The sequence below is a fragment of the Yersinia vastinensis genome (assembly GCF_044905075.1).
Taxonomy (GTDB): Bacteria; Pseudomonadota; Gammaproteobacteria; order Enterobacterales; family Enterobacteriaceae; genus Yersinia; species Yersinia vastinensis.
This window is the reverse complement of sequence record NZ_CP173260.1, coordinates 4,234,437-4,249,119: the sequence shown is the minus strand read 5'-3', so window position 1 is coordinate 4,249,119 and position 14,683 is coordinate 4,234,437. Positions and strand designations below refer to the sequence as shown.

Below are 14,683 nucleotides of genomic sequence, written 5' to 3'. Positions count from 1 at the left end.
GAATGAAAGAACTCGTTTTACCTCTGCCTGATGAGGCAGCGACCGTTGCATTAGGAGCCACATTGGCTCATGCCTTCAATGGTGCCAGTGTCATTTACCTGTTCGGTGACTTAGGTGCCGGAAAAACGACTTTCAGCCGCGGCTTTCTGCAAGCCCTTGGCCATTTAGGGCACGTTAAAAGCCCCACTTATACGCTGGTTGAACCTTATGCGCTGACGCCAAGGCCGGTTTACCATTTTGATCTATACCGTTTGGCTGACCCTGAAGAACTAGAGTTTATGGGGATTCGAGATTACTTCGACGAGCAGGCAATCTGTCTGGTGGAGTGGCCACAGCAAGGGGCTGGATTTTTGCCACAGGCGGATGTAGAACTGCATTTGGCTTATCAAGACGAAGGGCGTGAAGCTCGCTTGATGGCTATTTCTGATGCGGGTGCTGATGTGTTGCGCCGTTTAGCTGCTGTGCAAGGATAATGTGATAATGACGCATAGCTCGACGCTACTGACTTATTTAAAGCAAATTAATTGCTTAACACGAAAAACCTGTTGGAAAGGATCATTGGCCACCGTCATGTTGGTCATGGTGAGTTTACTGACTTTACCTTCAGCATGGGCGGCGAAACTCACTGATATCAAAGTGAATAATGGGCCAACTGAAAGCCGGGTCACACTCAGTTTTGATGGGCAGCCGATTTACGCCTTTTTCTCTCTGAACTCACCAGAGCGTGTGGTATTGGATGTGCGCCAAAGCGGTAATCTTTCTGGTTTACCTTTGGAATTCAGTGGGCAGAATTTGCTGAAAAGAATTCGTTCCAGTACGCCAAAAGATGAGCAAAGTACCCGCTTGGTGTTGGAACTGACGCAAAAAGTGAAAACCCGGGCGACTACCCAGCAATCAGGCAATAGTTACACCGTTGTGATCACCATGACCTCTACTGGCAGCACCCCAGTTCGTCAGGTGCAATCCACACCAAGCCCGAACAATATTCCTTTAAATCAAACGAATACTCCTAGCCCTAATGCTGGGCGTCTGACGGCACGAGCGACGAACACAAATACTGCACCGGTGACCAGCGCCAATCCAGCGCCAGTGGCTAAAAACCCGTTTAATAACAAGCCAACAGTGGTGATGAGCAGCGAGAGCACCACGACCAATACGGCTCGGCCAATTAAAACGGCCAGTTCAGCGAAAAGTGATCGTGTCGTCGTCGCGATTGATGCGGGCCATGGCGGCCAAGATCCGGGGGCTATCGGGCAAAATGGTTTGCAAGAGAAGAATGTCACTATTGCCATCGCTCGCCGGCTTGAGGCATTGCTTAACAGTGACCCAATGTTTAAACCGGTTTTGACCCGCAATGGTGATTATTTCATTTCGGTGATGGGGCGTTCTGATGTAGCACGCAAGCAGGGCGCAAACGTCTTGGTTTCCATTCACGCTGATGCCGCACCGAACCGCAGTGCGACAGGGGCATCGGTTTGGGTTCTGTCGAACCGCCGTGCTAACAGTGAAATGGGGAACTGGCTGGAACAGCATGAGAAGCAATCCGAGCTGCTTGGCGGTGCTGGTGATGTATTGGCAAACACCGCGTCCGACCCTTATTTGAGTCAGGCGGTGCTAGATCTGCAATTTGGTCACTCGCAACGAGTAGGCTATGACGTCGCAACCAAAGTATTGTATGAATTACAATCAATAGGCGACATTCATAAACGTCGGCCTGAACACGCCAGTCTTGGGGTGTTACGTTCACCGGATATTCCATCGTTGCTCGTGGAAACCGGCTTCATCAGTAATAGTACGGAGGAGCGGCTGCTTGGCAGTAGCGCGTATCAGGAGAAACTTGCTCACGCCATTTATAAAGGCCTGCGCAGTTATTTCCTCGCGCATCCGCTACAAGCCGACCCAAAGGTCGAAAACCGCCCGCTCATTGAAACAGCGGCGGTTGACTCTTCTTCGCGGCGTTCCAGTGTTAATCAGCCAGAGCCGGTTGTCAGCAATGCGCAAAGTGGTAGGTCGTCTGCCGCCAAGCCAGTGGCAACGGGTAAAAGCCAGATTCATAAAGTACAGCGTGGCGAAACTTTATCAGGTATTGCCAGTCAATACGGTGTCAGCATGGCGGTTTTGCGGCAAAACAACACACTGAAAAATGATGTGGTCTGGGTCGGGCAGCGTTTGAAAGTGCCGGCATCGGGCAGTGCGGCCGTGGTCACTGCGCCAAAGGCAGTGGCTAAAGCAAAACCGGTTAAACATCAGGTCAAACGCGGTGATACGTTGTCAGCTATTGCGGCCAGATACGGCGTGTCGATGAGTGAGATTGAGCGGGCGAATAAGATAAAGTCAGGTAATGTTCAGTTGGGGCAAACCCTCACTATTCCACAGTCGTAAGCGAAAGGAACTGCTATGCCGATCCAGATTTTGCCACCACAGCTCGCGAACCAAATTGCCGCCGGTGAAGTGGTAGAGCGGCCTGCATCGGTAGTGAAAGAATTGGTGGAAAATAGCCTGGATGCGGGTGCCACGCGGATTGATATTGATATCGAACGTGGCGGAGCGAAATTAATTCGTATCCGTGATAATGGCTGCGGCATTAGCAAAGACGACTTGGCACTGGCACTGGCGCGCCACGCGACCAGTAAAATAAGTTCGCTGGAGGATCTGGAGGCTATCCTCAGCATGGGGTTTCGTGGCGAGGCACTGGCCAGTATCAGTTCCGTCTCTCGTCTGATATTGACATCGCGCACGGCACAGCAGAATGAAGCCTGGCAAGCCTATGCTGAAGGCCGTGATATGGCTGTGACCATCAAACCTGCGGCCCATCCGGTGGGGAGCACGCTTGAAGTGCTGGATCTGTTTTATAACACCCCCGCCCGGCGCAAATTTATGCGCACTGAAAAAACGGAGTTTGGTCATATTGATGAAGTGGTGCGGCGTATTGCGCTGGCACGCTTTGATGTAGCGATTAATCTCAGCCATAACGGTAAGTTAATGCGCCAATATCGTGCAGCCGCTGACCCTTCCCAACATGAACGCCGTCTGGCCAGTATCTGTGGTCCGGCGTTTTTGCAGCATGCATTAGCGATTTCGTGGCAGCATGGCGATTTGACTATTCGGGGTTGGGTGGCTGATCCCGCGGCCAGCCGTACACTTAGTGAAATGCAATATTGCTACGTCAATAACCGCATGATGCGTGACCGGCTGATAAACCACGCCATTCGCCAGGCATATCAGGATTTACTTAAAGACGACCAACAACCGGCTTATGTTTTGTATCTGGATATCGACCCACATCAGGTTGATGTTAACGTGCATCCGGCAAAGCATGAGGTGCGCTTCCATCAGGCGCGATTGGTACATGATTTCATTTATCAAGCGGTTACCAGCGTCTTGCAGCAAGCTGCTACCCCAACACTGAACATTAATGAAGATGGCGAAGAAGTTGAGGCCTCTCGTTGGCAGCCGGAAAACCGCGTGGCGGCAGGGGCGAATAAATACGCTCAACCGGAACCAGCAAACGCTGCAATTTCAGCACGAGCACCAGTGATGGCGCGGGCTGTTACGACCGAACACCCAACCGCTCGTGAACATATCCCTGCCTATAACGCGGGCCAGCCTTATCAAAAACAGCAAGGCGAGCTATATCGCCAACTGGTACAACCCGCGACAGAGAGTCAACAGGCGGTTGCACCATCTGCCCCTATAGCGCGCCAAATACCGGCGGAAGAGCCACTTCATGGCGATAACTACAGCTTTGGCCGAGTATTGACGGTATTTCCGCCGAGTTACGCTTTGATTGAATATAAGCAGGGTTTGGCATTACTGGCACTGACGGTTGCAGAGCGCTGGTTAAAGCAAGCTCAATTGAACCCGCCTGCGGAGGGATTGCGCCCACAGCCCTTGCTGATTCCACTTAAACTCACGTTGGATAAAAATGAAGCCGCTGCGTGTCAGCGTCATCAGAAATTGTTAGCGACGATGGGGATAGAGTTGGCGGTTGAACACGCAAGAGCGACCTTACGTGCAGTATCTTTACCATTACGCCAACAAAATTTACAAAAACTGATACCGGAACTGTTAGGCTATCTGGCGCAACATGAAGAGATATCGCCAGATGCACTGGCCACATGGATTTCTCGCCATCTTGGCAGTGAACATGAGGTTTGGAATGTGTCTCAAGCGATACAGTTATTGACGGATGTTGAACGTCTTTGTCCACAGTTGGTAAAATCACCGCCTGCGGGACTATTACAACCTATTGATATAAAGGCTGCATTGGCAACCCTGACACATGAATGACATTGAAACACTAGACCGGCCACCGGCAATCTTTATTATGGGGCCAACTGCCTCAGGTAAAACAGCGCTCTCCATCGCGCTGAGACAACGGCTACCTGTTGAGCTTATCAGCGTCGACTCAGCCTTGATCTATCGTGGTATGGATATCGGCACGGCAAAGCCCAGTGCGGCCGAGTTGGCATTAGCGCCACACCGGCTGATTGATATCCGCGATCCTGCGCAATCCTACTCAGCTGCTGATTTCCGTAAAGATGCCCTCAAAGAAATGGCTGACATTACCGCTGCCGGGCGTATTCCGCTGCTGGTGGGTGGCACAATGTTGTATTTTAAAGCCTTATTAGATGGATTATCGCCCTTGCCGTCGGCTGACCCAAAAGTGCGTGAACGCATTGAACAGCAGGCAGCAGAACTGGGCTGGGAAGCATTGCATCAGCAACTGGCCGAAATAGATCCCGTCGCTGCGGCGCGAATTCATCCTAATGATCCTCAGCGGCTTTCTAGAGCACTGGAAGTTTTTTTGATTTCAGGTAAAACTCTAACAGAACTGACTAAAATTTCAGGTGAAACCTTGCCTTACCGGGTTCACCAATTTGCGATTGCGCCTGTTAGCCGGGAACTTTTGCACCAGCGAATTGAATTACGTTTTCATCAGATGCTGGATGCTGGGTTCGAAACAGAGGCTAGGGCGCTTTTTGACCGTGGTGATTTGCATACGGATATGCCTGCCATTCGTTGTGTGGGATACCGGCAGATGTGGTCTTATCTGTCTGGTGAGATTGATTACGACGAAATGGTTTACCGCGGAGTTTGTGCGACACGTCAACTGGCAAAGCGCCAAATGACCTGGTTGCGGGGCTGGGGTTCAGTCCAGTGGCTCGACAGTGATAAGCCGGGAGAGGCTTTAGACTCTGTAATACAGGTTGTTAGTGCATAGGTTGAATGATTGTGTACAATTGATTAGTACTCAACGCGCGGATTTTTTTTACGCAGTTTATTTTCGAGCCGATAGGTTCTTAGTTAATAACAACAAGCAAATAAGGAAAATATAGAATGGCTAAGGGGCAATCTTTGCAAGATCCGTTCCTGAACGCATTGCGTCGTGAACGGGTTCCGGTTTCTATTTATTTAGTGAATGGCATTAAACTGCAGGGCCAAGTTGAGTCTTTTGATCAGTTTGTCATTCTGTTAAAGAATACAGTCAGCCAGATGGTTTATAAGCATGCTATCTCTACTGTAGTGCCTTCTCGCCCGGTTTCGCATCACAGCAATAATCCGAGTGGTAGCACCAATAATTATCATGGTAGTAATCCATCTGCGCCGCAACAGCCGCAGCAGGATAGCGATGACGCTGAATAAAGCGCATTGCTGGTCAACCATGACGGGGGGCATAAGCAACGGATTCGGGCTTATGTTCTCCGCACTAGCGGTTTTGATCCGTTTGAGAGGTTGCACGTTTGTTTGACCGTTATGAAGCCGGTGAGCAGGCCGTACTGGTTCATATCTATTTCTCGCAAGACAAAAACTCAGAAGATCTGCGTGAATTTGAAGCGCTGGTATCGTCTGCGGGCGTAGAAGCTTTGCAAATTGTGACCGGTAGTCGCAAAGCACCGCACCCTAAGTATTTTGTTGGCGAGGGAAAGGCCCAAGAAATTGCTGACGCAGTGAAAGCCAGTGGCGCGTCTGTTGTCTTGTTTGATCATGCCCTTTCCGCAGCGCAAGAGCGAAATCTTGAGCGTATATGCGAATGTCGGGTTATTGATCGTACTGGACTTATTTTAGATATTTTTGCCCAACGAGCCCGTACTCATGAAGGTAAATTACAGGTCGAATTAGCGCAATTGCGCCATATTGCGACCCGTTTGGTACGCGGCTGGACGCATCTTGAGCGTCAAAAAGGGGGGATTGGCCTAAGAGGGCCAGGTGAAACCCAGTTGGAGACTGACCGCCGTTTGTTACGTGACCGTATCAGCTTGATTTTAAGCCGGTTGGAGCGTGTAGCAAAGCAGCGAGAGCAAGGGCGGCGTGCGCGCACCCGTGCTGATATTCCGACAGTATCTTTGGTGGGTTATACCAACGCCGGTAAATCCAGCCTGTTTAACAAAATTACGGCAGCCGATGTCTACGCGGCTGACCAATTATTTGCCACGCTGGATCCAACTTTACGCCGTATAAATGTGGCTGATGTGGGCGATACAGTGTTGGCGGATACGGTAGGCTTTATCCGGCATTTGCCGCACGATCTGGTTGCTGCTTTTAAAGCGACATTACAAGAAACGCGGCAAGCCTCATTACTGTTACACATTATCGATGCAGCTGATCCTCGGGTCGCCGAGAATATGGCCGCAGTCGATTCTGTATTGGCAGAAATCGAGGCGGATGAAATTCCTACATTATTAGTAATGAATAAAATCGATTTGTTGGATGATTTTGTCCCGCGAATTGATCGCAACGAAGAAAATCTGCCAGTCAGAGTTTGGCTTTCGGCCCAAACCGGCGCAGGTATCCCGTTGCTCTTTCAAGCGTTGACGGAGCGTCTTTCAGGTGAGATCGCACACTTTGAATTGCGTTTGCCGCCTCAGGCAGGCCGTTTGCGTAGCCGTTTTTACCAGCTTCAGGCAATTGAAAAAGAGTGGATAGACGAGGACGGGAGCGTCGGTATGGTGGTAAGAATGCCTATCGTTGATTGGCGTCGTCTCTGTAAACAAGAGCAGGAGTTGGTCAGTTATATTGTTAATTAATCCGGTGTGGCTAATTAATTGATTATACCCGAAGAATTTGGGGTTGCAGGTCGGCAGCAAGTGAATAAATCCCGATAAATTTACACAAGTAAATGATTCAGGTGAATGAGCGCAGCTAACACCTCTGCAATTTCAAGTGCGAAGGGAATATCTGATCTTTCTTGTGAGATTGAGAGCCAGCTTCTTTGGCATGTGCTCTTAGCCTGAAGAAAACCAATCATAGAAGAATGGAGCTAAAACATGGCGTGGAATCAGCCCGGTAATAACGGACAGGACCGCGATCCGTGGGGGAGCAGCAATAATAATGGCGGCAACTCTGGCGGAAATAACAATAATAAAGGTGGCCGTGACCAAGGGCCGCCTGATCTGGATGATATCTTCCGTAAACTGAGCAAAAAACTGAGTAGCCTCGGTGGCAAAAGTGGCGGAAGCGGCAATGATAACGGTGGTTCGGCGAGAGGCCCTGGTTTCAGTGGTCGTATTGTCGGTATTGCTGTAGTTGCGGTTGTAGTTATCTGGGCAGCAAGTGGTTTCTATACAATTAAAGAAGCCGAGCGCGGTGTTGTGACTCGCTTGGGTAAATTAAGCCACATCGTGCAACCTGGTTTGAACTGGAAGCCTACCTTCATCGATGAAGTCACCCCGGTTAACGTTGAATCCGTACGTGAATTGGCAGCTTCAGGCGTCATGCTGACCTCTGATGAAAACGTCGTCCGTATCGAAATGAACGTACAGTATCGCGTGACTGACCCGGCCGCTTATCTGTTTAGCGTGACGAATCCGGATGACAGCCTGCGTCAGGCAACTGACAGTGCAGTACGTGGCGTTATCGGTAAATACACCATGGACAAAATCCTGACTGAGGGTCGTACCATCGTGCGTAGCGATACTCAGCGTGTACTGGAAGAAACCATTCGTCCGTACAATATGGGGATTACTCTGCTCGACGTTAACTTCCAGGCAGCACGTCCGCCGGAAGAAGTTAAAGCAGCATTTGATGATGCGATTGCTGCTCGTGAAAACGAACAACAGTATATTCGTGAAGCAGAAGCCTACACCAACGAAGTTCAGCCACGTGCTAATGGTCAGGCGCAGCGTTTGTTAGAAGATGCTCGTGCTTATGCCGCACGTAAAGTGCTGGAAGCGCAAGGTGAGGTCGCTGGTTTTGCCAAGTTGTTGCCTGAGTATAAGGCTGCACCAGAAATCACCCGTGAACGTCTGTATATCGAAACCATGGAGAAGGTCCTCGGTCATACCCGCAAAGTGCTGGCTAATGACAAAGGGAACAGTCTGATGGTGTTACCGCTGGATCAACTGATGCGCGGACAAGGTGCTACAGGTCAAGCGGATGGCAGTAAAGACACAAGTCTGATTCGTTTGAATCCGCCTTCCTCTGCTAATAGCAGCCAAGAATCTGGTGCCAGTAACTCAACAACCAGTTCAACCAGTGGCTCTATCATGGATCAGCGCCGAGTGAATGCTCAGCGTGATACTTCCACTCGCGTAGGGAGAGAATAACCAATGCGTAAGTCTTTTTTACTTATCGTCGTTGTGGTGTTGGTCGCACTCTACGCTTCGCTGTTTGTCGTACAAGAAGGTGAGCGCGGCATCGTGCTGCGCTTTGGTAAGGTATTGCGTGATAGTGATAACAAGCCTCTGGTATATGCGCCAGGCTTGCACTTCAAGATACCGTTTATCGAAACAGTGAAGACGTTGGATGCCCGTATTCAAACCATGGACAACCAAGCCGACCGTTTTGTGACCAACGAGAAGAAAGACCTGATTGTTGACTCATACCTGAAATGGCGTATCAGCGATTTCAGCCGTTACTACTTGGCCACCGGTGGTGGTGATGTCTCTCAGGCTGAAGTGCTGTTGAAACGTAAGTTTAGTGACCGTTTACGGTCTGAAATTGGTCGCCTGAATGTTCGGGATATCGTGACCGACTCACGTGGTCGTCTGACTTCCGATGTTCGTGATGCATTGAATACCGGTAGTGTCGGTGACGGTGATGAAGCTGTGACGACTGAAGCGGATGATGCTATTGCTTCTGCGGCAGCGCGTGTTGAACAGGAAACTCGCGGCAAACAGCCAGCGGTTAACCCAAACAGCATGGCAGCACTCGGGATTGAAGTGGTTGACGTGCGAATCAAGCAAATCAACTTACCGGCTGAAGTTTCTGACGCTATCTTCCAGCGTATGCGTGCTGAACGTGAAGCGGTAGCCCGTCGTCACCGTTCACAGGGTCAGGAAGAAGCTGAGAAGTTGCGTGCGACTGCTGACTATGAAGTTACCCGTACTCTGGCAGAAGCAGAGCGTCAGGCGCGTATTACTCGCGGTGGCGGTGATGCAGAAGCGGCTCGTCTGTTTGCAGATGCATTCAGTAAAGATCCTGACTTCTATGCTTTCATTCGTAGCTTGCGCGCGTATGAAAACAGTTTCAGCAGCGGTAATGATGTGATGGTCCTGAGCCCAGAAAGCGATTTCTTCCGCTATATGAGATCGCCGGATAACTCAACCAAACGTCCGTAACGGCGGTTGTGACAGTCCATTTTTGACCGTAACAGTAAGGCCCGTTCATACGGGCCTTTTTTATTTGAGACAGCTTTTTCCTGTTGAGAGAAACAATGAATTCAACAATCTTATTAGCGCTCGCTCTGGTTTTGGTGCTCGAAGGGCTTGGTCCGATGCTCTATCCCAAAACCTGGCGCAAAATGATTCAGGCGATGACCCAATTACCTGATACCACTTTACGCCGTTTTGGCGGGGGATTAGTGGTTGCTGGCGTAGTTATCTACTACATGTTGCGTAGCCGCATGGGTGGCTAAATGTAAGCACAAAAATTGTGCAGTTATGTGTTAAAAAGTACTGAAAGCAGCCCAATGAGATGTTAGAATCCTTTTTTAAGCAACCTGGTGATTTTTGAGATGGGTAAGAACGTCGTCGTACTGGGCACCCAATGGGGTGACGAAGGTAAGGGCAAGGTCGTTGACCTGCTGACTGAACGGGCTAAATATGTTGTGCGCTATCAAGGTGGTCACAACGCTGGCCATACTTTGGTTATCAACGGTGAGAAAACCGTTCTTCATTTAATTCCCTCAGGTATTCTGCGTGAAAACGTAACCAGCATCATCGGCAACGGTGTTGTACTGGCACCTGACGCTTTAATGAAAGAGATGACAGAACTTGAAGCACGCGGTGTGCCTGTACGTGAGCGACTGTTACTCTCCGAAGCATGCCCATTAATCCTGCCTTATCATGTGGCTCTGGATAATGCGCGTGAAAAAGCACGTGGTGCAAAAGCCATTGGGACTACCGGTCGTGGTATCGGTCCTGCCTATGAAGATAAAGTTGCCCGCCGCGGTCTGCGTGTAGGTGATTTGTTCAACAAAGAAACCTTCGCTATCAAACTGAAAGAAATTGTGGATTACCACAACTTCCAGTTGGTGCATTACTACAAAGAAGATGCTGTTGACTACCAAACCGTGCTGGATGAAGTATTGGCTATCGCCGATATTCTAACCGCGATGGTCGTTGATGTTTCTGAATTGCTGGATAATGCCCGTAAGCAAGGTGATTTCATCATGTTCGAAGGCGCCCAAGGCACCTTGCTGGACATCGACCACGGTACTTATCCGTATGTCACTTCATCAAACACCACTGCGGGTGGCGTAGCGACAGGCTCTGGCCTGGGCCCACGTTATGTTGATTATGTGCTGGGTATCGTAAAAGCGTATTCTACTCGTGTTGGTGCAGGTCCATTCCCGACTGAACTGAACGATGAGACTGGCGAATTCCTGCGCAAGCAAGGTAACGAATATGGCGCAACCACTGGTCGTAGCCGTCGTACTGGCTGGTTAGATGCTGTTGCCGTGCGCCGTGCTGTACAAATCAACTCCTTATCTGGCTTCTGCATGACCAAATTGGACGTGCTGGATGGCCTGAAAGAAGTGAAGATTTGTGTTGGCTACCGCATGCCAGATGGCCGTGAAGTGGATACAACTCCACTGGCTGCTGAAGGCTGGGAAGGTATCGAGCCAATTTATGAAGTGATGCCTGGCTGGACAGAAACGACCTTTGGCGTGAAAGAACACAGCAAGTTGCCACAGGCAGCTCTGAACTACATCAAGCGTGTAGAAGAGTTGACAGGTGTTCCGGTTGATATCATCTCCACCGGCCCTGATCGTGAAGAAACCATGATCCTGCGCGACCCATTTGATGCATAATTGACGATATTATCGTCAACGCTATGTTATCAAGACACTGAAACCGGGCTAATGCCCGGTTTGTTGTTCCTTCGAAGCCGTTTTTACATCAAAAAACCCACCCGTCACCTAAATGATTAGCCGCAAGCTTTGTGGCTGGTTTATCATTCAATGTATAAGTTTTCTAAATAGCACTTAGCATCGTACTTATAACCTATCCAATATATGTCATCTTAGATGGGTTTAAGCCGGGTAAACTGATACTCAGGGGTATACGTGCAGTTAACAAGTTTTACTGATTATGGTTTGCGGGCGCTGACATATATGGCCTCGCTGCCCGAAGGCCAAATGACCAGCATTTCTCAGGTGACTGAGGTCTATGGTGTGTCTCGCAATCATATGGTTAAAATAATCAATCAGTTGAGCCGTGTCGGGCTTGTCACCGCAGTACGGGGGAAGAATGGGGGCATTCGGCTGGGGAAACCGGCTGATCAGATTCGTATTGGTGACGTTGTGCGCCAATTGGAACCCCTTTCTCTGGTTAATTGCAGTAGTGATTTTTGCCATATAACACCCGCTTGTCGCCTGAAACAAGTGCTTAATCAGGCGGTACAAAGTTTTCTAAGCGAGCTGGATAACTATACTTTGGCCGATATGGTTCAAGATAATACCCCGCTCTACAAGCTATTACTTGTTGAGTAGTTTTTTTCTTAATCAAAGAAATATATACCCAAAGAACTTGGAGTTGCAGGTAGACAGCCAGCAAACGAATCCCGATGAGCTTACATAAGTAAGTGATTCGGGTGAGAGCGCGCAGCTAACACCCCTGCAACTTCAAGTACGCAGGGTATAAGACCTGCTGCTGACAACGGAGGAACCGCAATGTCACAAGATCCATTCTTGGAACGAGAAGCAGAAAAATATGAGTCGCCGATCCCTAGCCGGGAATTCATTTTGGCTCATCTCGCGAAACGCGAAACACCTGCCAGCCGTGAAGAGCTGGCTAATGAACTTAATTTATCCGGTGAAGAGGCTCTAGAAGCACTGCGCCGCCGCCTACGCGCGATGGAGCGTGATGGCCAATTAGTCTTCACCCGTCGTCAATGCTACGCCTTGCCGGAGCGGCTGGACTTATTACGTGGCACAGTTATTGGTCACCGGGATGGCTTTGGTTTTTTGCGGGTTGAGGGCAGTAAAGACGATCTCTACCTTTCCGCAGAACAAATGAAAATGGCTATCCACGGTGATGTGGTACTGGCCCAAGCTATGGGGGCTGATCGTAAAGGCCGTCGTGAAGCGCGAATTGTGCGAGTACTGGTGCCGAAAACCAGTCAAATTGTGGGCCGTTACTTTACCGATGCCGGTGTTGGTTTCGTGGTGCCGGACGACAGTCGCTTGAGCTTCGATATTCTCATCCCACCTGAATTTATCAGCGGCGCCCGTATGGGGTATGTGGTGGTGGTCGAATTGACACAACGCCCAACCCGTCGCAGTAAAGCCGTGGGTAAAATTGTCGAGGTGTTGGGTGAGAACATGGGGACTAGCATGGCAGTGGATATCGCCTTGCGCACCCATGAAATTCCTCACACTTGGCCGCCACAGGTCGAAAAACAAGTTGCTGACCTGAAAGAACAAGTACCGGAAGAGGCGAAAAAAGGGCGAGTAGATTTACGCAATTTGCCATTGGTCACTATTGATGGCGAAGATGCCCGTGACTTCGATGACGCGGTGTATTGTGAGAAAAAACGCGGTGGAGGTTGGCGTCTGTGGGTTGCCATTGCAGATGTTAGCTATTATGTCCGCCCGCGAACGGCACTGGACGATGAAGCCCGCAGCCGTGGCAACTCAGTCTACTTCCCATCGCAAGTGGTGCCTATGTTGCCGGAAGTGCTATCAAATGGCCTTTGTTCCCTGAATCCGCAAGTAGACCGCCTGTGTATGGTGTGCGAGATGACTATCTCCGCACAGGGTAAGCTCTCATCTTATAAATTCTACGAAGCGGTGATGAGTTCTCACGCGCGTCTGACTTACACCAAAGTGTGGCGCATTATTGACGGTGAAGAGTCACTGCGTGAGCAATATAAGCCGCTGGTACCGCATTTATTAGAACTCCATGCCATGTACAAAGTGCTGGATCAGGCTAGGGCGGAGCGTGGTGGCATTGCCTTTGAAACAGAAGAAGCCAAGTTTATTTTCAATGCAGAGCGTCGTATTGAGCGCATTGAACCGACCATGCGTAATGATGCGCATAAACTGATTGAAGAGTGCATGATTCTGGCGAATATTGCTGCCGCGCGGTTTGTGGAAAAGCACAACGAGCCGGCGCTGTTCCGCGTGCATGACCGCCCAAGTGACGACCATATTTCAGCACTGCGCAGTGTGCTCAGTGAGTTGGGTCTGACGTTAGGTGGTGGTCTGAAACCTGAGCCAAAAGATTACGCGGTGTTAATGGATGAAGTTGCCGATCGCCCGGATCATGAAATGCTGCAAACCATGTTGCTGCGCTCCATGAAACAAGCGATTTACGATCCGGAAAACCGTGGTCACTTTGGTTTAGCACTGGCCTCTTATGGGCATTTTACCTCGCCAATTCGTCGTTATCCCGATTTGGCAATGCACCGGGCTATTAAGTACCAGTTAGCCAAAGAGCACGGCAATGTTAAAGAGCGCTGGACACCGACCGGTGGCTGGCACAGTGAATATGAAGACATGCTGCAATTGGGTGAACACTGCTCAATGACGGAGCGTCGTGCCGATGAAGCCACGCGAAATGTAGCCGATTGGCTGAAGTGTGACTTCATGCAAGATCAGGTAGGCAAAGTCTTCACTGGTATTATTGCTAGTGTTACCGGTTTTGGCTTCTTTGTCCGTCTGGATGATCTGTTCATTGATGGTTTGGTGCATGTTTCCAGTCTGGATAATGACTATTACCGTTACGACAATATTGGCCAACGGCTTATCGGTGAATCTTCCGGTCAGGTTTATCGCTTGGGTGATACCGTCGAAATCCGCGTAGAGGCGGTACATATGGATGAGCGCAAAATCGACTTTGCGCTGGTTTCAAGTACCCGCAAGCCGCGTGGGGAAGGTAAAACTGCGCGTGATAAGGCTAAGAAAGCGGATGGTCAGCGCACCATGCGCGATACCTCTAGCCGTGGTGGCCGTGGCAGTGCATCAAGTTCGTCACGTCGTGATGGTGCGCCAGCAGGAAATGGGCAAAAACGTCCTCGTCGTGCTAAAAAGCCAGCAAACTTTGAGCCGGACAGTGCTTTTCGTCCAGCGGATGCCGCCGCCAAAGTAGATGAAAAAGCGAAGGCGGAGAAAAAGGCTAAAGCTAAAGCGAAAAGAGCCTCGGCCAAAACCAAGAAAATTGCCGCTGCCACCAAGGCGAAGCGCGCAAAGAAAAAAACCAGCAGCGACCAGTAATGGCCTGTTGATTGTCGGGCGGCC

At 50.0% G+C, this 14,683-nt stretch carries 12 protein-coding genes; all 12 read left to right on the top strand.

What is annotated here, in order from left to right; translation table 11 throughout:
• The first annotated feature begins 2 nt into the window (after positions 1 to 2).
• The 12 genes from tsaE to rnr all read left to right on the top strand — a co-directional run bounded on the left by tsaE (position 3) and on the right by rnr (position 14,659).
• Positions 3 to 473, top strand: a complete 471-nt coding sequence (gene tsaE / locus ACIOG0_RS19635; protein ID WP_404704904.1) for a tRNA (adenosine(37)-N6)-threonylcarbamoyltransferase complex ATPase subunit type 1 TsaE — start codon at positions 3 to 5, stop codon at positions 471 to 473.
• Positions 474 to 570: 97 nt separating this feature from the next.
• Positions 571 to 2,382, top strand: coding sequence for an N-acetylmuramoyl-L-alanine amidase AmiB (amiB, locus tag ACIOG0_RS19630; RefSeq protein WP_050100130.1), 1,812 nt, complete (start codon positions 571 to 573; stop codon positions 2,380 to 2,382).
• Positions 2,383 to 2,397: 15 nt separating this feature from the next.
• Positions 2,398 to 4,290, top strand: a complete 1,893-nt coding sequence (mutL, locus tag ACIOG0_RS19625; RefSeq protein WP_050099778.1) for a DNA mismatch repair endonuclease MutL — start codon at positions 2,398 to 2,400, stop codon at positions 4,288 to 4,290.
• Complete coding sequence (gene miaA / locus ACIOG0_RS19620; RefSeq protein ID WP_050099779.1) at positions 4,283 to 5,224, top strand: tRNA (adenosine(37)-N6)-dimethylallyltransferase MiaA; 942 nt, start codon at positions 4,283 to 4,285, stop codon at positions 5,222 to 5,224. Before mutL ends, miaA begins: the two co-directional genes overlap by 8 nt.
• 116 nt (positions 5,225 to 5,340) lie before the next feature.
• Entirely contained in the window at positions 5,341 to 5,646 is a 306-nt protein-coding gene (hfq, locus tag ACIOG0_RS19615; protein WP_004392473.1) for an RNA chaperone Hfq, read from the top strand.
• 98 nt (positions 5,647 to 5,744) lie between these two features.
• Positions 5,745 to 7,028, top strand: a complete 1,284-nt coding sequence (gene hflX / locus ACIOG0_RS19610) for a ribosome rescue GTPase HflX (protein ID WP_050099781.1) — start codon at positions 5,745 to 5,747, stop codon at positions 7,026 to 7,028.
• 240 nt (positions 7,029 to 7,268) lie between these two features.
• Positions 7,269 to 8,546 carry an FtsH protease activity modulator HflK gene (hflK, locus tag ACIOG0_RS19605; protein ID WP_050099783.1) on the top strand — a complete coding sequence of 426 codons (1,278 nt, stop codon included), beginning with the start codon at positions 7,269 to 7,271 and terminating at the stop codon, positions 8,544 to 8,546.
• A gap of 3 nt (positions 8,547 to 8,549) precedes the next feature.
• Positions 8,550 to 9,560 (top strand): protease modulator HflC, encoded by a 1,011-nt coding sequence (hflC, locus tag ACIOG0_RS19600; protein WP_050099785.1) that lies wholly within the window; start codon positions 8,550 to 8,552, stop codon positions 9,558 to 9,560.
• A 95-nt stretch (positions 9,561 to 9,655) separates the two neighbouring features.
• A complete protein-coding gene (locus ACIOG0_RS19595) occupies positions 9,656 to 9,856 on the top strand; it encodes a DUF2065 family protein (protein ID WP_050140945.1) in 201 nt (66 codons plus the stop codon).
• A 99-nt stretch (positions 9,857 to 9,955) separates the two neighbouring features.
• Positions 9,956 to 11,254: an adenylosuccinate synthase gene (locus ACIOG0_RS19590; RefSeq protein WP_050099788.1), complete on the top strand. Its 1,299-nt coding sequence runs from the start codon at positions 9,956 to 9,958 to the stop codon at positions 11,252 to 11,254.
• Between the two features lie 255 nt (positions 11,255 to 11,509).
• On the top strand, positions 11,510 to 11,935 hold the full coding sequence (nsrR, locus tag ACIOG0_RS19585; RefSeq protein WP_050099789.1) for a nitric oxide-sensing transcriptional repressor NsrR: 426 nt from the start codon (positions 11,510 to 11,512) through the stop codon (positions 11,933 to 11,935).
• Positions 11,936 to 12,115: 180 nt separating this feature from the next.
• Positions 12,116 to 14,659 (top strand): ribonuclease R, encoded by a 2,544-nt coding sequence (gene rnr / locus ACIOG0_RS19580; RefSeq protein WP_050099790.1) that lies wholly within the window; start codon positions 12,116 to 12,118, stop codon positions 14,657 to 14,659.
• Positions 14,660 to 14,683 lie beyond the last annotated feature (24 nt).

Coding starts and splice junctions, on each gene's coding strand:
- tsaE (WP_404704904.1), top strand. CDS start 3: ATGAAAGAACTCGTTTTACCTCTGCCTGATGAGGCAGCGACCGTTGCA.
- amiB (WP_050100130.1), top strand. CDS start 571: ATGTTGGTCATGGTGAGTTTACTGACTTTACCTTCAGCATGGGCGGCG.
- mutL (WP_050099778.1), top strand. CDS start 2,398: ATGCCGATCCAGATTTTGCCACCACAGCTCGCGAACCAAATTGCCGCC.
- miaA (WP_050099779.1), top strand. CDS start 4,283: ATGAATGACATTGAAACACTAGACCGGCCACCGGCAATCTTTATTATG.
- hfq (WP_004392473.1), top strand. CDS start 5,341: ATGGCTAAGGGGCAATCTTTGCAAGATCCGTTCCTGAACGCATTGCGT.
- hflK (WP_050099783.1), top strand. CDS start 7,269: ATGGCGTGGAATCAGCCCGGTAATAACGGACAGGACCGCGATCCGTGG.
- hflC (WP_050099785.1), top strand. CDS start 8,550: ATGCGTAAGTCTTTTTTACTTATCGTCGTTGTGGTGTTGGTCGCACTC.
- ACIOG0_RS19595 (WP_050140945.1), top strand. CDS start 9,656: ATGAATTCAACAATCTTATTAGCGCTCGCTCTGGTTTTGGTGCTCGAA.
- ACIOG0_RS19590 (WP_050099788.1), top strand. CDS start 9,956: ATGGGTAAGAACGTCGTCGTACTGGGCACCCAATGGGGTGACGAAGGT.
- rnr (WP_050099790.1), top strand. CDS start 12,116: ATGTCACAAGATCCATTCTTGGAACGAGAAGCAGAAAAATATGAGTCG.